This window comes from Plesiocystis pacifica SIR-1 (assembly GCF_000170895.1).
GTDB classification, from domain to species: domain Bacteria; phylum Myxococcota_A; class Polyangia; order Nannocystales; family Nannocystaceae; genus Plesiocystis; species Plesiocystis pacifica.
This window is the reverse complement of the sequence record NZ_ABCS01000060.1, coordinates 1-22,829: the sequence shown is the minus strand read 5'-3', so window position 1 is coordinate 22,829 and position 22,829 is coordinate 1. Positions and strand designations below refer to the sequence as shown.

Annotated in this window: 9 protein-coding genes; 7 read left to right on the top strand and 2 right to left on the bottom strand. The window is 67.0% G+C overall.

The window, feature by feature from the left end:
- Nucleotides 1–475 precede the first annotated feature (475 nt).
- From PPSIR1_RS25890 to PPSIR1_RS25875, 4 genes are all read left to right on the top strand, one after another.
- A complete protein-coding gene (locus PPSIR1_RS25890) occupies nt 476–1,609 on the top strand; it encodes a hypothetical protein (protein ID WP_045116758.1) in 1,134 nt (377 codons plus the stop codon).
- Nucleotides 1,610–2,438: 829 nt separating this feature from the next.
- Nucleotides 2,439–10,853, top strand: a complete 8,415-nt coding sequence (locus PPSIR1_RS25885) for a Tc toxin subunit A-related protein (protein WP_198154610.1) — start codon at nt 2,439–2,441, stop codon at nt 10,851–10,853.
- 4 nt (nt 10,854–10,857) lie between these two features.
- On the top strand, nt 10,858–18,381 hold the full coding sequence (locus PPSIR1_RS25880) for a SpvB/TcaC N-terminal domain-containing protein (protein ID WP_006974144.1): 7,524 nt from the start codon (nt 10,858–10,860) through the stop codon (nt 18,379–18,381).
- Between the two features lie 352 nt (nt 18,382–18,733).
- Nucleotides 18,734–19,111, top strand: a complete 378-nt coding sequence (locus PPSIR1_RS25875) for a hypothetical protein (protein WP_157595989.1) — start codon at nt 18,734–18,736, stop codon at nt 19,109–19,111.
- 96 nt (nt 19,112–19,207) lie between these two features.
- Here PPSIR1_RS25875 and PPSIR1_RS25870 read toward each other — a convergent pair whose 3' ends face one another.
- Complete coding sequence (locus tag PPSIR1_RS25870) at nt 19,208–19,738, bottom strand: RNA polymerase sigma factor (protein WP_006974142.1); 531 nt, start codon at nt 19,736–19,738, stop codon at nt 19,208–19,210.
- 37 nt (nt 19,739–19,775) lie between these two features.
- Here PPSIR1_RS25870 and PPSIR1_RS25865 point away from each other — a divergent pair, with 37 nt between their 5' ends.
- Complete coding sequence (locus PPSIR1_RS25865) at nt 19,776–21,068, top strand: serine/threonine protein kinase (protein ID WP_006974141.1); 1,293 nt, start codon at nt 19,776–19,778, stop codon at nt 21,066–21,068.
- On the opposite strand, the gene PPSIR1_RS25860 is transcribed toward PPSIR1_RS25865, so the two are convergent.
- A complete protein-coding gene (locus PPSIR1_RS25860) occupies nt 21,037–21,525 on the bottom strand; it encodes a hypothetical protein (protein WP_006974140.1) in 489 nt (162 codons plus the stop codon). The genes PPSIR1_RS25865 and PPSIR1_RS25860 overlap by 32 nt on opposite strands.
- 231 nt (nt 21,526–21,756) lie before the next feature.
- Here PPSIR1_RS25860 and PPSIR1_RS25855 point away from each other — a divergent pair, with 231 nt between their 5' ends.
- Together PPSIR1_RS25855 and PPSIR1_RS25850 are read left to right on the top strand one after the other, a co-directional pair.
- Entirely contained in the window at nt 21,757–22,092 is a 336-nt protein-coding gene (locus PPSIR1_RS25855; protein ID WP_006974139.1) for a helix-turn-helix domain-containing protein, read from the top strand.
- 97 nt (nt 22,093–22,189) lie between these two features.
- Nucleotides 22,190–22,829: IS5 family transposase (locus PPSIR1_RS25850; protein ID WP_006974138.1), on the top strand; the 640-nt coding region annotated here is incomplete at its 3' end.

Here is a 22,829-nt window from a genome sequence, read left to right as displayed (position 1 = left end):
GTACCGCATGAGGTGAGCCTGACTCAGGTCCGGCTGATCGTCGACTGATTTAAATGACAATTGTTCGAGGCCACCCTCGGGTCGAGTCGATGGGTTGGAACCATGCAAATGTGCCCGCTTTTGGTTCCTCCCCAATTGACTCACGAGAGGCTCGGACGAGTCTCAACAGGGGCTCGGGAGAGGCTCAATCGTGTCCTAGCCGAGTACCAGCCGCGTCTCAAACGAGGCTCGCAGATGGCTCGAGCGCGCTCTAAACGCGACTGACTGAAGGCTCGATCTCGTGGCTCACAACGCGTCAGACCTGAAGCGAGACAAGCGATACGAAAAACCACTTGCCGACTCTCCCATGTCGAATTATCCACCGATAGGAGGCTCGAAGAACATGGCAGGTGAAAAGAAGAATGTAGACACCATTCCTGTGGCGTGGGTCAATGGTCTCCAGTCACATGATGAAGAGCTCGCTATCGTACGACTGATGTGCAAGCGAGGCGGAGGTGCCCACCGGGTCATGCTGGAGAACCCAGAGGAGTACAGCTTTGGCGACGACCCACTCGCTGCTGGAGCAACAGAGTTCCCGGGTGCGAGCGTCGAGTGGAAGCTCCCCGACCTCGCCATCGACCCCGCGGAGCGACGACTCGAGGTCTCCGTGATCGTCGAGGATCTGTGGAAGGTCGCCGCGGCGTGGACGACGACCCGAACCGACGGCGAGTGGTGCGACTTCCGGCTCGTTGGTTACGACGTCTATGGAGAGCAGGTCATCGCCGTCGGGCGCCGGCTCGTCCTCGTGGACCAGACGGAGGACGCAACCTACCCCGAGATCCCCGTGACCCCGCCTCGAGTCGAGCAGCCGAACGTGCGCGTCGAGCCCTCCCGGCCGCGGATCGAGCCGCGCTCCCGGCGAGAGCCCAACCGCGAGGCCGAGTGGTACGAGCGGCAGCGGGCAGACGCGAAGATCGACGCCCACCTCGTCCGGCTCGCCGCCGCGAACGAAGCGATGCTCGACCACGTCTCGCGCGCCCTCGACATGGCGACGAGCTCGATCGCCGCGGCCCCCGACCTCGTTCGCGGCGCGCGCGAGATCATGCGGGAGAGCATCAACGAGCAGCGCGAGATGTTCGACCGCTACCGGGACCTCCAGGACGGGAAGTCACGGGTCCAAGAGCAGGCGATCCGCGAGGAGCACAAGACGAAGCGGCGAGAGCAGGTCGTCGGGCTGTTCCACGAGGTCGCGAAGATCGGTGCCGCTCTGGCCGGGCCCGTCATCCAAGAAGGCGCGCGGATCTACCTCAACCCCGAGGCCCGGCTGATCACGCAGTACGACCGAGCCCAGCAGGCGATCGGCTTCATCGCGCACAGCCTCAAGACGCCGACGCTGCTGAAGATTTTCCAGGGCAAGCGCGACCAGGTGTCGGCCTTCTTGACGGTGCTGAACGCCGCGATGATCACCGAGAACGAGCGGGAGGCCCTGCTCGAGCTCGACCCGATCTTGCCCGTGTTGCGCAGCGAGACCTTCGAGGAGGCCGTGAGCACGCAGATCCGCTACGCGGCGACCTACATCATGGGCCGCATCGCGTTCTATCAGATCCCCTACTACGCCGAAGGGGCGTAGGTACGTCTGGGACTACCCGTCCCATCCTAGAACGATTCATTATTTATTACTCAAATGACCTCACCGGAGGTATGGCACGGAAGGTTGGGTCCGGCGGTCTCCAAGCGAAATCACCACAAAAAGATCACTGGCGCGTACGCCGGCTACTGCTACGGTGGCTCCCGGCAGTTCTGCTCCGCCCACCAATCGGTGAGTGGAGCCAGCTCTACTGCCGTGATCCCCCATGGCGACGTACACCTTCCAAGGCACCATTGTTGACTCTTCTGGCGAGCCGCTCGCCGCGCAGACCATCAAGATTCTGCGCAAGACGACGCTGCGCGACTATGACGCTAGACAGCCCAGCGGCGTGTCCACGAGTGCAGGTCGCTATTCGTTGAGTTTCGAGTGGTCAGATGTCGACCAGGGGGACTTCGAGGTTGTCGTTGAAGACGGCCAAGGTCTCGAGATCGGTCGCTCGGTGACGCTCTGGGGGCTCTCCGGTGGCGAGCACCAAGTTGATGTCGTCGTCGGTGAGGGCTACCGCGGCCGGTCGGAGTTCCGCCGCCTGGAGCTCACCCTCGAGCCCCTGGCGAGCCAGGGAGGCACGCCTCTACCCTTTGCGCAACTCGGCCCCGAGGACGTCGACTACCTCGCCAACAAGGCCCAACGGGCGCCGTCCGCCATCGCCACCTTCCTCCACGCTCACCGGCTCGCCGCCGTTGGCTCGACCGTACCCGCGACTTGCTACTTCGCGCTCCTGCGCGAGGGGATGCCAAGAAGCCTCCCAGAGCTACTGGCGCATGGTCCGGCCGCACACCATCGCGCCCTCGCGCGCGCGATCAGCCGCAACGTGATCGACGATCCTGGCGAGAGCGCGCTCGCCTCGCATGTGGCTGCCCTCGAGGCGTTGGCGATCGACTCCTCGTTGTTTGCAGATCCGGGCACTGGCGAGCGATCCAAATTCCGAGCGGCGATCGACGCAGCCGGCCAGGACCGCGACGAAGGCAGCGAAGCCCTCCAGCGCGCCTTCCTCACCAAGTACGCTGCCCACGAGGGCGACCTCGACAGCTTCTGGCAGTCGGTCCTCGACGACCCCGGGCTCGGCCAACCCGTTCACGACACCTACCGCTGGAGCCTACAACTTCAGGCACTGACCCACGGCCACCAGCCGCTGATCGACGCGCTACACGCCAGGCGCAACGACACGACGGACCCGATCGAGTCTTTCGAGGACCTTGCGACGATCGACATCGCGGGCTGGACGGCCCTGATCAACGCAGGCGTCGGCGTGCCGGATGTCATCCCGGCCCAGTGGGACCAAGCCGCACGTGTGCAACGCTACGCCGAGACCCTGGCTCGGCTCGTCTCCGACGCGGCTCCCACCGCCGTCGTCCGTGCGCGGATCGAGCGGGACGTCACCAACTTCGACGGGGGCGACGACCTCACGACCTTCCTCGGGGCCAACCCTGGCTTCGATCTCCGCAAGGACATCGTCCAGCGCTACCTCGACGCCAACACCTCAGCTCTCGACGCAGTCCCGGACGTCGACGGGCGCCGCGAGGCATGCCGCGCAAACGTCGAGGGCCTTCAGCGCCTGGCCTACCTGGCCCCGCGGGGGTCGACCTACGACACGATCAAGCCGCTCTACCTCGGCGGGCTCCGCTCTGCCGCGCAGGTCCGGGCCATGGGATGGACCGCGTTTGCCCGCAAGTTCGCCCCCCAACTCGCGGGGCCAGGCGGTGATCTGAGCGTGGGCGAGGTTCGTGCGCGGGCGATCTACGATCGAGCTGGCCAGGTCCACGGCACGACCTTGGCCCTGGTCACCAAGTACGCCCCTGCGTTCCAGAGCCCGGGACTCGAAGGCGTGCTGTCACAACCTGCGGCTCCAAGCGCCGAAGCGGCTCCCGATCTGGCGAGCCTGTTTGGGGCCATGTCCTACTGCGCGTGCACGCACTGCCGCTCGGTTCTCAGCCCGGCGGCCTACATGGTCGACCTCCTCCAGTTCCTGCGCAACCAACCCGGGGCGACGACGCCAGATGCCCTCGCGGAGCTGAGCATCCGCCGGCCCGACCTGACGGCGCTCTTGCTCAACTGCGCCAACTCGAACACGACGCTTCCCTACATCGATCTGGTGATCGAGCTACTCGAGACCCGGGTCTCGAAGGGCCCCGCGGTTGGGGAAGAGCACTGGCAAACGACCTGGACCGAAGCGGAGCTGCTGCTCGGTCCAGAGCACCGAGATGAGGGCGCCTACACCGAGCTGCGCAACGCGGCGCACCCGTGGGGGCTCCCCTTTGATCTGCACCGCGCTGAGGCCGAGCTCTACTTCGACGGCTACGGGCTCAGTCGGGCTGACGTGCTCGAGCGCTTCTCGTCTTCCCTCGATCCCCAGGTCCGCGCGCGCGCACAGCTCGGACTGTCGCGCGCCATGTTCGAGGCCTTGACCGGCGCGCCAGGCTTTTCGACGTCGGACTCGTGGGCGGGCAAGGACGTGGCTAGCTTGGTTGCCGTCCCGACGCTCCTCGAAATCTCGGGGCACAGCTTCGCTGAGCTCGAGGTCATGCTTCGCACCGACTTCGTGGGCTCGGGGCTGAGCCTCGTCCTCGCGGACTTCCCCAACGTGTGCGACCTGACCCAGGCGACGATCTCGGGTTTGACCGAGGGGCACCTCGAGCGCTGGCACCGTTTCGCTCGCCTCAACGCCCACACCGGGTGGGGGGCGCACACCCTCGACGCCAGCTTGCGAGCCCTCGCGCCAACGCCCGGCAGCCTCGACGCCGAGTACCTCCAGCGCCTGGGGATGGCCTACGCGATCGCCCGCCGCCTCGGTCTCGATGTTCTGACCGCTTCGTCGCTGTGGTCCCCACTCGACACCCATGCGGATCCCCGCGACATAGACGCACCGTCCACCTACGCCCAGCTGTTCCTGACCCAGGAGATCGCCTCCTTCGAGCTGAACGCCGAGGGTACGGAGCTCGCGGACACATCGGGAGGCCTACGCTCCGCCGAGCGTACTTCGACGGTCTCGGCGGCGCTTCAGCTCGGCCAAGTCGAACTCGACGCGCTCACGAGCTGGCTGGTCACCGAAGGGCTCGCGGCAGACGCGACGACCACCCTGGCGATCCTCTCGGCCGCCCGCCGCCGCGTCGTGCTCGCCCGAGCGCTCGGGCTGACGGTGACGCAGCTGCGTCACATGATCGCGCTACTCGGCGGCTCCCCCTTCCACGAGGCCTCCAGTGTGGCAGCCCTCGCAGACCTCGAAGCGACGCTCCAGTTCATCGAGCAAGCGCGGGAGGTCTCAGATTCTGCGCTTGGGGCGGAGCACCTTCGCTACATCCTCCACAACGACGGCGCCAGCGAGCTCGGGCCCAATCAAGACGCCGTCACCAACGCGCTAAAGGCCCTCGACCGCGAGCTCGTCGGCATCTCCGAGCTCTACGCGCTCCCCGACTTCACCACGGCGCCGCGCTTGCGCGATGCGCTCGCCGAGGCGCTGGCCCCCGCACAGCCCGCCGACGCGAGCGACCGCCTCGACGCCTTGATGGCGATCATCCTTGGCAGCTCGACGGTCTCCGAGGCCGAGCAACAGGCGATGATCGCCTCGGAGCTGGGCGATCTCGTCGACGACCTCACGACGACCCAGAGCGCGCTCGTCGGAGCCCAACGGCTGCCGACGACCGAGGCCTGCATGGACCATGTCCTGGCGCAGCTGCTCCCCCGCCTCGAGGCGCGCAGCCGTCGCTCCGCGACCATCCAACACCTCGCGCTGCTCCTGGGCCTGCCCGTCGAGCTGACGCAGGCCTTGCTGGTGGTCTACATGCGCGCGGGTGCCGAGCCGCTGGTCGCTGCCTTCGAAGATGGCGCGAACGTGGCGGAGGACGACACCCTCTCCACGACGAGCCGTGAGGCCTTCGAGCGGCTCTACAAGGCAGGCTCCCTCGTGCTCGCCCACGATCTCGATGCGGCCGCGCTCGAGTACCTCTACGGCGCGGCCGCTCCTGACCCGAAGCCCTGGCTCGTCCTGGATGAGCTCACCGCCAGCGGTCCCTCGGCGGTCAACTTTGCCCAGTGGCGACGTCTCGCCGCGGTCGCCAAGGCGCGCCAGTCCTTCTCCGCACACCCCGACACCCTATCGCTTCTCCGCGACGCGACGGACACCGCCGAGATCGATGTCCTGTTCTCCGAGCGGGGGGCGCCTCTCGGGTGGACGCCCGAGGCGGTGACGGAAACTCGGATCGCCCTCGGTCTGACAAACGCGTCGAGCTTCGACGATGAGGTCGCCCTCACCGAGCTCATCGAGTCCGTCGAGCTCGTCTCCAAGACAGGGGTCCCTGTCTCCCGCTGGCTCGCCTGGATGACCGACGAGCCCTCAACGAGCGAAACCGATGGCATGCGCGCCGCCTTGCGTGCCCGCCACGGCGAGGCCGGCTGGGCCAGCGCGGGCAAGCAGCTCCAAGACTCCCTGCGCGCCATGCAGCGAGACGCCTTGGTCGCCTACCTCATCGCCCACGGCGACGGCGAGCACAGCTTCGCCGACGAAGATGAGCTCTACGCGCACTACCTCCTGGATGTCGAGATGAGCGCCTGCGCCTCGACCAGCCGCATCAAGCTCGCCCTGAGCTCGATCCAGCTGTTCATCCAGCGCGTGTTCCTCAACCTCGAAGCCGGGCTCAGCTTCGACGCGGACGCGGCCGTCCAGTACCGCTGGATGAAGAACTACCGGGTCTGGGAGGCCAACCGAAAGGTCTTCCTCTACCCGGAGAACTGGGTCGAGCCCGAGCTACGCCGCGACCGCTCGCCCCTATTCGAGCAGCTCGAGTCGGCGCTCATGCAAGACGAGCCCACCGAGGCGTCGACCGAGCGCGCCTTCCTCGACTACCTCGTCGGGCTCGAGGCGATCGCCAGGCCGGAGGTCATGGGTCTCGTACGCGAGCTCGACGCCCACACCCAAGGCGAGTTGGTCGACCGACTCCACGTCCTCGGGCGCACCCGCGGCACCCCGCACCGCTGGCTCTACCGCACCCGCGAAGACCGACGCTTTTGGACGCCGTGGGTCGACCTCGGCGTCGACATCGAAGGGGATGTCGCGGTCCCAGTCGTGTTTGGCGGACGACTCTACGTGTTCTGGCCGCAGCTTCGCTTCGAGACCGAGAACATCCAGAAAGTCACCGACGACATGGCCGGCGACGCCGGCTTGGGCGTGGTGCGGGTCGGCCTGAGCTGGATCGAGCGACGCTTTGGAACATGGAGCGGGATCCGTTCATGTGCAGGCTTCACCCTCCCCGACCGCGTGCCGCAATCCCGCTTTGTGTCCTTCCAAGGGCGCCTGCGCTTGTCCACAGCTGAGATCATCAGCCAAGCGACGGGGAGCCCCGCGCTCGAGATCGCGGTGCGCCAGCCCATCGAGTTCGAGGGACAGCCCGAGGGCCTCGTGTTCGCAAAGCTCCACGTGTTTGGCGTGTTCGTGCTCGAGCCTACGGCAGGCGAGGTCCGAGTCTCGGCGATCGAAAACCATGACATCGACGCGTGGAGCTACGACGCAGCCACGCTGAAGAGCTCGGGCCAAGCGCTGAGCTCGAAGGGAGGCTCTCCCCCTGACTTCGAGCTTCAAACCCGCGAGCAACGCTGGCCGCGGCGCGAGCAGGCCCAGGTCATCTTTGATGCGCCTCCCTCGGGCTTCCGGCTGATGTTCGCTCAAGACGAGCAGCCAGGCCTCGTGCAAAGCACGGGCTTTTTCTACCAAGACCGCTGGCACGGTCTGTTCTTCGAGCCCCGCGACCTCCACCGCGCCAAGCTCGGCACTGCCCAAGACACCCTCCAGGTGGTCGACCCTGGCGACATCGAAGCCGCGCCCTGGCTCGAGCAAGCCGGCCTCGTCGACACGCCCGTGGTCGTGACCTTGGTCGAGCCCAAGCTCGACCCAGTCACGCCAACCCTGAAGTTCGACGGACTGCAGGTCAAGACCAAGTGGGACGCCGGCATTCCAGGCGTCCAGACCAAGCAAAGCCTCGCGCAGACCCCCTGGGCCCCCGACCAGCTCGAGCTCCTCGGCGCCCAAGAGGAGAAGACCGTCGAAGAGACCTTCGCCATCACCCCGAGCATGACGGCGCCGTTCTCCACCCTTCCGTGGGAAGGCAAGCGCTTCGCCGTACAGCTGTTCGAGCACCCCTACGCCAGCGAGTTCCTCGGTCAAACCCGCGCCCACGGGGTCCAGGGCTTGCTCGCGCCCCACTCCGGCCAGGGCGACCCCGCGTTCGCACGGCAGCAGCTCGACGCGGTCTTGTTCGACGACCAACGCTACGCCCCCAAGCGCGTCGAAGCGCCTCTCGCTCGCGTCGACGTCGACTTCAGCCCAGGGGGCGCCTACTCGATCTACAACTGGGAGCTCTTCTTCCATGCGCCCGTGCTGCTGGCCAAGCGCCTGACGGCGAGCCAGCGCTTCGAAGAGGCCGACACCTGGCTCCGTCGCATCTTCGACCCCACGGCCAGCGCGGGCGAAGCTCCCCAGCGCTTTTGGCAGATCCGCCCCTTCTTCGACAGCGCCGAGCCCGACACGATCCACGAGCTCTTGCTGTTGCTTCAGCTCGACGGCGAGTCCGCTGACCAGATCGCGGCACGAGAGGCCTTCGAGGACCAGGTCTGGCGGTGGCGTCGTCGGCCCTTCGACCCGCACTTGCTCGCTAGCCTCCGCGACGGCGTCTACCAGCGCGCCGTCATCATGCAGTACCTCGACAACCTGATCGCGTGGGGCGACAGCTTGTTCGCCCGCGACACGATCGAGTCGATCAACGAGGCGACGCAGCTGTACATCCTCGCGCGGACCGTGCTCGGACCTCGACCCGAGCGCATCTCGCCCACGAACGACGCCGAAGCGAGCAGCAAGAGCTTCGCCGCCCTCGAATCCGAGGGCCTCGACGCATTCAGCAACGCCCTCGTGAACCTCGAGAACTACACCCTGGGTTCGCTGGCCCACGCCAACATGCTCGAGCAGGACGCGAACTCCGGCATCGGGAGCCAGAGCGAGTCGCTCCCCGTGCAGTGGTACTTCTGCGTGCCGCCCAACGGGGAACTCCTGGAATACTGGGATCGGGTGGAGGACCGCCTGACCAAGATCCGCTGCTGCCAGAACCTCCAGGGCATCGAGCGTCGCTTGGCGCTGTTCCAGCCTGCGATCGATCCTGCGGCCCTGGTCGCGGCCGCGGCCAAGACGGGGGACTTCGCCTCGGCGCTGACGAGCCTCTCGGGCCGCGCACCCAAGCACCGCTTCCGCGTACTCGTAGCCAAGTCCCTCGAGCTCGCGGCGGAGGTTCGCAGCCTCGGCGGCGCGCTGTTGTCGAGCTTCGAAAAGCGCGACGCCAATCACCTCGCCAAGCTCCGGGCAGTCCAAGAGCCTGCCGTCCTGCACCGGGTCCGAGCCGTACGCGAGCTCCAGATCGAAGGCGCTCTGTCCTCGATCCGCGCCCTGGACTGGGCTCGAACGGTCGCACTCAAGCGTCGCAACCACTTCCAGAAGCTGCTGGATGACGGGCTCAACTTCCACGAGCAAGAGCAGACCGCCCTCATCCAGCAGTCCAACGCCGCGAACACGGCCGCGGACGACCTTCTGTTGGTGGCGACGATCTATGGTCTGTACCCGGACATCCAGTTCGGCGTGCAGGGGGCGGCGAGCTCCCCCGTGCTCCAGAGCTCGATCGGCGGGACGATGTTCTCCCGGGTCGCCTCGCAGCGAGCCTCCCGCTACCAGATCGAAGCGGCCAAGCTCGGGTCTCGCGCGGGGGCCATGGGGATCATCGCGCAACAGCAGCGACGGCGCGAGGACTGGACGCTCCAGCGCGACGTGGCGGAGCGAGAGCTCGAGCAGATCGATCGTCAGCTCGAGGCGGCAGCGGCCCAGCACGAGGCCGCCAAGGCCGAGCTGCACGCCCACGAGCGCCGCATCGAGAACGCCGAGGCCGTCGCCTCCTTCATGCACGGCCGCTACACCGACGAGGAGCTCTACTCGTGGATGGCCGAGTCGATCCAGCAGGTCTACAAGCAGGCCTACAACCTCGCCTACCGCATGGCGCTCTCGGCCGAGCAGGCCTACCGCTTCGAGCTCCAGCGCGACGACAGCTTCATCGCCTACGGCTACTGGGACCAAGAGCGCGCCGGGCTGCTCGCGGGCGAGCTCCTCGTCCAGGACCTGCGCCGCATGGACGCGGCCTACCTCGACAACCACGAGCGCGAGTACGAGCTGACCAAGGTCGTGTCGCTGGCCCGCGTCGACCCCTACGCCCTCGCGGTCCTGCGCCAGACCGGCAGCTGCTACTTCTCCGTGCCCGAGTGGCTCTACGACCTGGACCACCCCGGGCACCTGTCCCGGCGCATCAAGTCGGTGAGCGTGGCGATGCCAGCGGTGGCCGGCCCCCACGTCGGCGGAGGCTGCACCTTGGCCCTCGAGTCCAGCCGCATGCGCGTGAACGCCGGAGGCGATTACCCCGAGGGTCCCGAGGACGCCCGCTTCGTCTACCGCTATGGTCAGGTCGAGCGCATCGCCACCAGCTCGGGCCAAGACAGCGCGGGGCTGTTCGAGCCCTCGCTCCAAGGTCCGCGCTACCTCCCCTTCGAAGGGGCCGGAGCGATCAGCACCTGGCGGGTCGACCTGCCAGCCGAGCACCGGCAGTTCGACTACGAGTCGATCGGCGACGTGCTCCTGACGATCCGCTACACCGCGCGCGAGGGCGGGGCCACCCAGGCCCAGGCCGCGCAGGCGAGCCTGTCGAGCGCCGTCGCGGCGCAGACCTACCTCGGTCACCAAAGCGGCGGGCAAGGGGCGGCGATGATCCTGCGCGCGTCCGTGGACTTCGCGGACGCCTGGTACGCGTTCACGAGCCAAGAGCACGGCCAGAGCGCGCGCGTGTTCAGCTTCGACCTCGAGCCCGAGCGCTTCCCCTACGTCTTCGCCAAGGCCAGCGGCCTCGAGGTGACGGGGCTTCGCCTGGTGCTCACCGGAGACGCTCCCGCGAGCATGAACGCGACGGTGACCGCCCCTGACGGATCGTCGACCCCGTGTAGTTTCAACGCAAACCCCGAGCTCAACGGGCACATGAGCACGAGCTGGGCCGAGGCGAGCGCCCAGGCCCCCGGGACATGGAGCTTGAGCGTCGCGGAGGCGGACATCCCCGAGGGCCTCGCGCAGAGCTACGGCGACCCCGCGCACACGCGCTTTGACGGCGAGGCGACCCGCGAGCTGCTCGTGGTCGTGTTCTTCCGAACCCAAGGGTGAGTCGATGAGCGACTACGACATCTTCGGTGCCGGTAGTGGCGACGGGGACCCCCAAGCGCCTCGGCCTGGTGGACAGCAGCGCCCCTCTCCTTGGGGAGCCAGCTCGGCCCCCGGCGCGGACGGGTCCGGTGAAGACAGCCCCTTCGTCGACAAGAGCCAGTTCGGAACCCAGCTCGAGCTCCCCAAGGGCGGCGGCGCCGTGCGGGGCATGGGCGAGACCTTCGAGGCCGACATGTTCACCGGCTCGGCGGGTCTATCCGTCCCCCTCGCGCTCAGCCCCGGGCGCGCGGGTGGCCTGGCCCCCTCGCTCGCGTTGTCCTACAGCTCCGGCTCGGGCAACGGCCCCTTCGGCCACGGGTGGAGCCTCGGGCTACCGGTGATCGCCCGCAAGACCGAGCGAGGCCTCCCTCGCTACCGCGACGACTCGGAGTCCGAAGCCGACGTGTTCGTGCTCGCTGGCGCGGAGGACCTCGTCCCCGAGCGCGACGCCCAGGGCGAGCGGGTCATCCTCGAGCGCGAGGGCTTTCGGGTTCACCGCTATCGCCCGCGAGTCGAGGGCGCCTTCGCCCGGATCGAGCGCTGGGTCGAGCACGGCACCGGACGTACGCACTGGCGGACCCTCTCCCGCGACAACGTGCACAGCCTCTACGGCCGCGACCCCAGCCGCAACAGCACCGTCCACGACCCCGAGCGCCCCGAGCGGGTGTTCCGCTGGCTCCTCGACGAGGTCCGCGACGACCGAGGCCACGTCGTCGTCTACGAGTACGCCCCCGAGGACCGAGCAGGCGTTGACGGCTCGAGCCCGGCCGAGGCCACGCGCGGAGCTTCGACGGCCCAGCGCTACCCCGCGCGCATCTTCTACGGCAACGGCACCCCCCACGTCGCAGGAGACTGGCTGTTCGAGGTCGTGTTCGACTACGGCGGCCACGGCGAGGAGATCGACGGCGAGCTCGCCATCTCGCCCCAAGCGGTCCGCCCCTGGGCGCTGCGCCCCGACGCCTTCTCCAGCTTCCGCCCAGGCTTCGACCTGCGCACCCGTCGACTGTGCCGGCGCGTGCTCATGTTCCACCGCATCCCCGAACTCGACGCCGAGCCCTACCTCGTCGCGGCGACGGTGCTGAGCCACCGCGAGGCCCCGAGCGTCACCCGCGTGGACGCGATCGCCCACGTCGCCTACGAGAAGAACCCCGACACGGGCCGCTTCGTGGCCGCCGAGTTCCCGGCGCTGCGCTTTCGCTACTCCGAGTCTGTCCCCGAGCGGGCCCCAAAAACGCTCGAAGCGAGCGCCCTCGAGGGACTGCCCACCGGCATCGACGGCGCCGCGCTCCGCTTCGTGGATCTGCACGGCGAAGGCCTCCCGGGCATCCTCGCCGAGCACGGCGGCGCGTGGTTCTACAAGCGCAACCTCGGCTCGGGCCGCTTCGGTCCCCCCGAGGTCCTCCCCAAGCCCACGGCCGCCCAGCTGTCCGCTGGAGCCGGCCTCTCGGCCCTCGAAGGAGCCGGGCCCAAGCTCGTCGTGGACATGCGCTCGCCCCTCGCGGGCTACGTCGACCGCCGAGATGGCAGCGCGACCTTGCACCCCGACGGCACCGGGCGAGAGTGGGGAGAGTTCGTCCCCTTCGCCCAGCTCCCGACCGCGGATCTCAGCCACCCCGAGGCCCAGCGCCTCGATCTGGCCGGCGACGGTCTCCCCGACCTGCTGATCCCCCGAGGCGAGCACCTCGACTGGTACCGCAGCGCCGGCAAGCGGGGCTTCGAGGCCGCCCAGCGCGTCCCCTTGCCCCGCGATCAGCACGGCTCCCCCCGCCTGATCTTCCGCGACCCCCAGCGCGCCGTGCTGTTCGCCGACATGAGCGGCGACGGCCTCGCGGATCTGGTGTGCATCAGCAGCGGCGGCGTCCACTACTGGCCCAACCTCGGCTACGGCCGCTTCGGCGTGCGCACGGCCATGGGCGGCGACACCCTCCTCGACCACCCGGACCAGTTCTCGCCCGCGCGGGTCAAGCTCGTCGATCTCGACGGCACGGGGCCCAGCGATCTGATCTACCTCGGCGCGCGCGGCTGCTTCGTCCGCAAGAACTTGTCCGGCAACACCTTTTCCTCGGCGCAGCGCCTCAACGCCTTCCCCCTGGCCCACGCCGCTGGCACCGTCGACGTCATCGACCTCGAAGGCCGAGGGACCGCCTGCCTGGTGTGGTCGAGCCCCCTCGGGGCAGAGCGCGGCCTTCAACTCCGCTACCTCGACCTCAACGGCCCCCAAAAGCCCAACCTCCTCGTCGAGGTCGACAACAACCGGGGCCTCGTCACGCGCACCCACTACGAGCCCTCGACGACCTTTTACCTGCGTGACCGCGCCGCCGGGAGACCCTGGGCCACCTCCTTGCCCTACCCGGTGCAGCTCGTCGCGCGGGTCGAGACCCACGACCAGATCAGCCAGCAAAAGGCCGTCCGCCACTACGCCTACCACCACGGCTACCACGACGCGTACGAGCGCGAGTTCCGTGGCTTTGGCATGGTCGAGACCTGGGACACCGAGTCCTTCGAGGCCTTCTCCGACGCCGACGCGAGCTTGTTCAGCTTCGAGCACGCCCCCTCGAACACCGTCGAGGAGAAGCTCCACCAGCCGCCCGTGCACACCAAGACGTGGATGCACACCGGAGCCTTCGCGGGCTGGCAGCGCGTCTCGGCGATCTTTTCCCAGGAGTACTACGCCGGCGATCCAAGCGCGTTCGTCCTCCCCGACTCGGTCTGGCCCGACGGACTCACGCCTCGAGAAGCCCGGGAAGCAGCGCGTGCCCTTCGCGGCCGCGTGCTCCGCAGCGAGGTCTACGCCCTCGACGGCGATCCCATCAAGGAGCCGCACCCCTACACGGTCAGCGAGGCCAACTTCGCCCTGTCCTGCCTGCAACCCAAGGGCCCGCGGGATCGGGACCACGGCGTGTTCCTGGTCCACTCGAGGGAGACCCTGACGACGCACTACGACCGCGAGCCGACCGATCCACGCGTCAGCCACGGCATGACCCTGGAGGTCGACGACTTCGGCACGGTGCTGCGCAGCGCCGCCCTCGTCTACCCGCGTCGCCCAGGAGCCCCAGACCTCCACCCCGAGCAGAGCAAGGCCCACGTCACCCTCAGCGAGGCGAGCGTCGCCCACGACCACGGTGACCCCGACCGCCTCCGGCTGGGCATCGGCCTGGAGTCGAAGTCCTTCGAGCTGCTCGGCGTCGCTCCCTCGGCCTCGGCCCGTGTCGAGTTCGAGGCGCTCCGCAGCGCATGCGCGAGCGCGCTCGAGGTCCCCTACACCCAGGACCAGCCGCCGCCCGCCGACACCGTCCACAAGCGCCTGCTGGGCCACGGGCGGGTCCGCTACTACGCCGACGACCTCTCCGGCCCCTTGCCCGAGGGTCAGCACGGCGTGCGCGCGCTGCCCTACGACAGCCTCACCCGCGCCCTCGACGAGTCGCAGTTCACCGCAGTGTTCGGCGCCCTCGACCACGCGCCCAGCCTCGCCTTGCTCGAGTCCGAGGGCGGCTACCGCTACGAGGCCGACAACGGGGGCCTGTGGCTCGTCTCCGGCCACACCATCCCCGATCCCGCCCTCTTTTACGCCGGGACGACCTTCGTCGACCCCTTCGGGAACCAGTACACGACCACCGTCGACGCCCACGCGCTGCTCCCCGTCAGCGCGAGCTCCCCCCTCGGGCACACCGTCCACGTTCAAAACGACTACCGCCTGCTGAGCCCCTGGGAGCAGACCGACATCAACGGAACCCGCAGTCAGGTCGCCTTCGACACCCGCGGCGTGGTCGTCAAGTCCGCGATCCTCGGGCCGAACGGCGAGGGCGACACCCTCGACGAGCCCACCGCGGTCTTCGAATACGAGCTGTTTCGCTTCCGCGACCAGGGCCTGCCCAACCGCGCCCACGCCCGCGCCCGCGAGACCCACGGCGATCCAAACACCGCCTGGCAGCACAGCTACGCCTACTTCGGCGGCGCGGGACAGACCATCCTCGTCAAGGCCCAGGCCGAGCCCGGACCCGCTCCCAAGCGCGACGCGGACGGCCAGCTGATCCTCGGCGGCGACGGCCTGCCGATCCTCGAGGACACCGCCCCGAACCTCCGGTGGATCGGCAACGGTCGCGCGATCCTCGACAACAAGGGCCAGGTCCTTCGCCAGTACGAGCCCTACTTCTCCTCGACCCACGAGTACGAGGACGAGGCCGAGCTCGTCGAGCAGGGCGTCAGCCCGCTCATGCACTACGACCCGATCGGCCGCGTCGTCCGCACGGACCTCCCCAACGGGACCTTCTCCAAGGTCGAGACCACCCCCTGGACCCTCGTCAGCTACGACCCCAACGACACCGTCGCGGACAGCAGCTGGTACGCCGAGCGCATCGCCCTCCCCGGCGCGACCGAAGACGAGCAAAAGGAAAAGCGCGCGGCTCAGCTCGCCTTCGAGCACCGCGACACCCCGAGCCGCGCCGTCCTCGACAGCCTCGGTCGGCCCTTCCTCGCGATCGATGACCTCGGCGACGGAGCACTCCTCGAGACCCGCGCCGAGCTCGACATCCGCGGCCTGCCCACGAAGATCATCGACGCCCGGGGCAACATCGCCGAACAGCGCACCTACGGCTTCCTCGGCCAGCTGCTCTCCGAGTCGAGCGTCGACGCCGGTTCGCGCTGGGGCTTGACCACCATCGCCGGAGAGCCCCTGCGCAGCTGGGATCAGCGCGGCCAGTGCTTCCGCTCGACCTTCGACGCCTTGCGCCGACCCGTCGACAGCTACGTCCACCTCGCGTCCGGCACCGAAGTCCTGCTCTCCCGCACCCTCTACGGCGACGCCCTCCCCAACCCCGACGCTGCCCACCACCGCGGCCGCGTCTACCGAAGCTACGGCGGCGGTGGTCAATCCACCGTCGTCGCCTACGACTTCAAGGGCCTCCCCACCCGCGTCGAGCAGCGCCTGCTCGCCGACCCCCAGGCCAAAAACGACTGGACAGCCCTCGCCCCGCACACCACCATCGAAGCCATGGCCGCCGCGGCAGCGCTCTCGCTCGAGGGCGAGGACGAGCTCCTCGCCAGCGAGAGCACCCACGACGCCCTCGGCCGGCTGCTCACCGCGCTGTCTCCCGACGGCTCTACCGTCACCTACGCCTACAACCAGCGCGGCCTGCTCGCCTCTGTCGACTGCCACCACCGCGGCGCGGCCACGGCTAGCCCCGTCCTCTCCGACCTCACCTACGACGTCCACGGCCGTCAAACCCGCGTCGCCCGGGCCGCCAACGCCACCGTCACCACCCACGACTATGACCCGCTGACCTTCCGTCTGCGCCACATCCTGACCACCCGGACCAGCGACGGCGAGCGTCTCCAGGACCTCCGCTACCACTACGACCCCGTCGGCAACATCACCGACATCCGCGACCACGCCCAGCAGACCGTCTTTTTCCAAAATCAGGTCGTCCACGCCGCCAACTCCTACGTCTACGACCCCCTCTACCGCCTCGTCGAGGCCACCGGCCGCGAGCACGCCTCCCAGGGCACCAGCCAGCGCACCCACGCTCAGCTCCCCCCGGACGGCGCCGCCGCGCCCATGGCCAATGACCCCAACGCGCTACGCCGCTACACCCAGCGCTACAGCTACGACGGCGTCGGCAACCTGACCAAGGTCCAGCACCTCCCCAGCACGGGCTCGGGCTGGACGCGGCACTACCAGTACGCCACCACCGGCAACCGCCTCGTCGCCACCTCAGCCCCTGGTGACTCCCAGGGCCCCCTCTACAGCGACACCCCCACCTACAGCCACAGCTACGCCCACGACGCCCACGGCAACCTCGCCACCATGCCCCACCTCCAGGCGATGGCCTGGGACGAGCTCGAGCAGCTCCACCGCGTCGAGGTCGGCTCCCAGACCGTCTACTGCCAGTACGCCGGGGGCCAGCGCGTGCGGAAATTCGTCGTGCACTCCGGCAGCACGACCGAAGAGCGCGTCTACGTCGGGGCCATCGAGCGCTACCGCAAGCGTGTCAACGGCCAGCTCGAGGAGGAGTGGCAGACCCTCCACGTCGGCGGCGCCCTCGTCGAGACCCGCACCGTCCTCGACGGCGCGGCCGCGAACGACCCGACCCCCAGCTGGCGCTTTCAGCTCAGCAACCACCTCGGCTCGGCGACCACGGAGGTCTCCGAGACCGGCGCCATCATCTCGCACGAGGAGTACCACCCCTACGGCACGAGCGCGTACCGCATGGTGGACAGTCAGCTCGACGTCCCGCCCAAGCGCTACCGCTTCACGGGCATGGAGCGGGATGAGGAGACGGGGCTCAGCTACCACTCGGCGCGCTACTACGCGCCTTGGCTCGGGCGGTGGACCGCGGCCGACCCCATCGGGCTTGGGGATGGCGTCAACCGCTTCGCTTACGTCCGTGGCAACCCGACCAACTTTGTCGACCCTACTGGGTTCGCAGGAGAATCAGAAAACCATATCTACTCGGACCAGTGGGGCAACTTCGCCGAGCGCGCCTATCAAATCGGTCGCAGCGAACAACAACTCGACCAGTGGCGCGAAGAGGCAGCTGCTCGTGAGTCACTGCTCGCCGTACAACTCTTGTCGGGAGGCAAACACTCTCAGGCCGCGCGCGACACTCTCGATTTTCTCGCCACCATCGAATACGCCGAGCGAGATATCGCTATTCGACGCCAAGAACTCTGGCAGGACATCCACGCTGCCCGCCGAGACGCGAATGCCGCAAACATAATCCTTCGGTCTGGGTTCCAGATCGAGGCGATGTCGCAAGTCACAGCGGGAATCGCAATGATCACGATTTCAGCATTTGCGGAGGCCCCCACTGGAGGAGCTTCAACCGTCGGAATCATCGAGGGCTGGGCACTCGTCGTTCAGGGGGCGACCCAGTCAGTTCGAGGAAAACATGTCGAGGACGGAATCCACGTCATGTTACGCGCATCGATGGAAAACAACTTGGCCGGGGCAGACCCTGATGAGATGGCAACTCTCGTTCGGCTTGGCCTTGGTTTTCAGGCAACTGCGAGGTCGGTTGGTTCAACAGGGCCTGGGCTGTGGGGCACAAAGCCATCTGCGAGTGAAGTCCCTGTCCTCCAGTCTCAAACTGAGCTCTCAGCTCAATCAGCATCGAGTGCGGGCGCTCGTGGCTCAACGGAAGTTGCAAGTGCTGTAGGGGGAGAAGACTCAGTACCGCTCTACCGGGCTGTGGAGCCCGCCGAACTGGCCGATATCCAGGCAACAGGAGAGTTTCGAAACCCCTACGGGATAGAGGTCAAGTACTTCTCAACGACGCTGGATGGTGCAGCAGAAGAGGCCAAGCTTTTGCACCGTTTCTCGAAGGAACCAATGACAATCGTTGAGACATCGATACCCCGAAGTAGCCTCGACATGATACCCCAGGGCAACACCCTTCTGGTCGACGGCGCGGTGCCCACCGTCGTATTGCCGACGGATCTCCTACAGTTATTGTCCCCTCCGTCCATCCTAAACTACACTCCTCTCCTGTAAGCGCCATGTCTCCCCACATCGAAGTCACGCTGACCTTCACCTCTACTAAAGATGGAGGTCGACAGTTCCCCGTCCAGTCAGGCTTTCGTGTGCCCCACGACTTCTATGGTGGCACGACCTTACACGACGCAGTGCACACCTACATTGGAAAGTCTCAGATCAACCCTGGCGAGTCCGCACAGGCACATTTAACACTGCTTGCACCGGAGCAGCACGCCCAAAGAATGTACGTCGGTCAATACTTCACCGTGCGTCAAGGCCATGCCGAAATTGCTCACGGAACAATCGTGAGGATAATTGACCCAACACTAAGGGCCAGCCCAGGCTGCCAACTATAAATTCATTGGAGAGCGTGCTGCACCCTCGAAAATCTCGATTCACTTCTTATACCATCAAGCCACCTGATTTCATGGGCGAGCACACCACCCAACGCATCCGAGAAAACCTCTCCCAAATGACTGCCGCAGGAGCCAGCACCGACGAGCTCGTAGAATTCTTGGCAGGCACAAAGATGTCTACGGCAGTGTGCATCAAGTCCCTTATCGATTTCGGGAAGATGTCACGCGAGGGGGCCGAACTGGCGGTGCGTCAAAGCGATAAATTTTCGGAGCGCCCGTCATCAGGAGATGATGCTGTACTGCACGATCGCATGCTTGACTACCTGGAAGACGACGACTTTATCGAGTCCCTCGATCCCAATCTTGATGACGAGCAGGAGCCTTTCTGCTGATACTTTGCTCAAGTGCCACTTGCCCAGAGTTTACACGGAGCACACTTCCTCGCTCCTTGGCGGTCAGCATTTGGACACGCTCTATGAACGAATAGGCTAGCTACTGAGCCCCAGCTCCAGCCGCAACGCTCGCCGCGCCCGAAACAGCGCCGCCCGGATCGCCGCGTCCGTCCGCCCAGTTCGCTCCGCGATCTCCACCGGACGCAGCCCCTCCACATGCCGAAGCTCGAGCAACCGCCGCTCCGTGCTCCGCAGACGCTCCATCGCCTCGACCACCCGAGCCGCCAACCGCCGCCGACGGGCAACCTGGCTCAGGCCAGTCTCCTGGTCGGGGATCGCCGATCCCCCCTCGAGCTGCATCTGCCTGGCCTGCTTCTGAAGCAACCGCAGCACCTGGAAGTGGATGTCCACGCTCAACAGCGAACGCAGCGAGTCACTCCGCAGCTCCTTGTCTTTCGATCGAAGCAGCTTGAGAAAGGCCTCCTGCGCGACATCAGCAGCCTCAGACCCAGCCCCACACTTGATCGCGTAGAGCTCCGCCCAGCGGCGATGCCGATGAACCAGCACGGCGAAGGCATGCTGGTCGCCCTGGCTGGCCGCGGCGAAGAGTTCGGCGTCGCTCTGCATGCGGGTGGTCGGTCGTTTACCATGGCCACGCGTCCGCATGGAAGACAGCTCCCCCGATGCGATCCTCTCGATCGAGGATGCTTTCTACGAGGCCCGCATGTTCAAGGCCTTCGGGGCGGACCAGTACCCGCAGTCCGTCAGCATCGCGGACCGCTTCGAGCTCCTCGAGCGCATCGGCAAGGGCAGCTACGGCACCGTCTTCCTGGCCCAGGATCACGAGCTGGAGCGCAAAGTAGCCGTCAAGGTCATGCCCCTGGGCGATCCCCATGTCGCCGAGCGGGAGGGCAAGCTCCTCGCCCAGCTGCGACACCCCAACATCGTGCGTATCCACGACCACGGGACCAAGGACGACTATCGCTGGCTCGTCCTCGAGCTCCTCGAGGGGCCGACCCTCGGCGAGTGGTGCCGAGGCAAGAGTACGAAGGCGATCCTCGAGCGCTACCTCGAGGCGGGTAAGGGCCTCGAAGCCGCCCACCGTCATGGGATGGCCCACCGGGACTTCAAGCCTGGGAACGTCCGCCTGGACGACCAGGGCCGTGCTGTCGTCCTGGACTTCGGCCTGGCCCGGAACCTCGAGTCGCTCCAAGGGGAGGCCGGCTCACCCGACCAGGTCTACGGCACATTCGCCTACCTTCCCCCAGAAGCTCTGCGAGGACAGAGAACAGGCGAGAAGGGAGACCAGTTCTCCTATTGCGTGAGCCTGTGGGAGGCACTCAGCGGGCTCAACCCCTTCGCGCTAGACGGTCGGGACTTGGAGGCCCGCTTCCACGCAATCCAGGCGCCTCCGCGAGGCGGTGAGCGCCTCCCTCGTCGGGTTCGCCAGGCGCTGGAACGCGGGATGTCCCCGCTCCCGGGCGACAGGTGGCCAACGATGGGCGGGCTACTGGACGTCCTCGGCGGCGCGAGCAAGGTCCGGCGCTGGCCGTGGGTGCTCGGGAGCATCGTCACCGTCGGCTTGCTCAGCCTCAACATCGTCTACCTGTGGTCCGTACGAGAGCGCGCGCCCGTGGTCTTGCCCGACGAGCTCCCCAAGCTCGAGCTCGTCGAGGCCCTCCGAGCTCGAGATCACAAAGAAGCCCTCCAGGCGCTCCAAGACAGCTACCTCGAAGCTGCCCGTCAGGACCGAGAAACAGACTTCATCAGCTTCGCTGTCGCCGTCGCCACGCACCTCGAGGCCGCCGCCAAACCCGTCGAGGCCGCCGAGGCATGGCTGCTGGTCTCCCACCTGGCCGCGAAGTCGGGGGACTCCCAGCTCTTCCTCTCGGCCTCGGACAAGGTCTCGGCGCTGCTCGGGCGAGTCAGGGCAGTGCCGTCCCCTCGAAGCAGGTGACGGTCCCGTCCTCGTTGCAGACCCCGTCGTCGCACCACATCAGGGTCCCCTGGCACCCGTCGATGCCCGGCCAGCAGACTCCGTTGATGCAGCACAGGGCCTGCGCGGTGCCTGTGTTGGGGCTGTACTCCTCCTTGGCCTCGCACAGCCCCGGGACCGTGCAAGCGCTCTGGAGCGGGATGTAGGCGACGACGAGCTGCTGGAGCGGCTCATAGACCTCGCCAAAGCGCGCGTGGAAGGGGATCTCGGCGTGGCTGCAGCCCGCCGAGCCCTTTAGCCGGACGGTTCCCGTGGGATCCAGGCAGACGTCTGCGTCGAGGACCGGCGCGTTCGGGCCCGTGTACTCGCAGACCTTCGAGCTGTCGCAGAGATCGCGGTACTGCGCATGGGCAGGGGCGGCACTGAGCACCAGGAGCGAGCCCGCCAGAAGGGAGGAGAGGAAGAAGGGGCGTTGCATGGGCGAATGCTACCCGGGAGGCCCCTGATGCCCGGTTTGCGGCCGTTCTGCGGCGATTGGGAGCCCTCGACGGCGAGCAGGGCGGGGGCGCTGGCGACGTCCGGGGCAAGAAAAACGAAAAAAGTCCGAACGTTTCAGAAGGTGGCCGTCCTCCGGGGATGATGACCATCCTGCACTTCTTCCGTGTGCTCCTGCGCAGCTGTGCCGCCTCCCAGCGCCGGAGGCGAGCGCGTGACTGAGGGCTATGCGATCGATCCCAAGGGGTTCGGCAAGCATCTGCGTCGGCTCCGGAAGACGAGGGGCCTGTCGCAGGAGGCCTTGGCGACACGCGGGGGCTTGTCGAACGACACCATCCGCCGGTTGGAGCATGGGACGTTCTCGCCGAGTTTGAACACGCTCGTCGGGTTGGCGACGGGCCTCGGGCTGCGGCTGTCGACCATCTTGGCGAGCTATGAGATCGGCATGCTCCCCGTCGAGCGGGAGTTGGCGGACTTGCTGGTTGGGCGCGATAAAGAGGAAATCCAGACACTGCTCAAAGTCGCGCGGATTCTACTGTCGGAGCCCTAGCAGGACATCGGAAAAAGACCTCGACATCAACGACCGCGCATGATCTATCGAAGTCATGCGTGGCCGTCAGCCGAAGCAAGCCTCGATGCTGTGTTTGATGAACATCGAGGAGCAGATCCCCGAGGATCACCCGCTGCGCGAGATCAAGGAGGTCGCGGACGCCGCTCTCAAGCGGATGGATCGGACCTTCGACCGCATGTACTCGAAGCGTGGTCGGCGTTCGGTGCCGCCCGAGCGCCTGCTCAAGTCGATGCTCCTGATGGCGCTGTATTCGATCCCCAGCGAAGTCCGGCTGTGCGAGCAGCTGCGCTACAACATGCTGTTTCGCTGGTTTCTGGGCATGGACATGGTCGAGACGCCCTTCGATCACTGCGCGTTCTCGGACAACCGAGACCGACTGCTCGAGTACCAGGCCACGCGCAAGTTCTTCGAGCACGTGGTCGCCGAGGCGCAGGCGCGCCGTCTGATGAGCAAGGACCACTTCTCGGTCGATGGAACGCTGCTCGACGCGTGGGCCTCGATGAAGAGCTTCCGGCCCAAGGACGAAGACGACAGCGACAACGACAACAACGGCTTCGCGGACTTCAAGGGAAGCAAGCGCAGCAACAAGACCCACGAGTCCAAGACAGACCCCGAGGCCAAGCTGATGCGCAAGGGCGTGGGCAAAGAGGCCCGGCTGTCCTTCGCATTGCACGCGCTGATGGAGAACCGAAACGGCCTGCTCGTGGACATGCGAG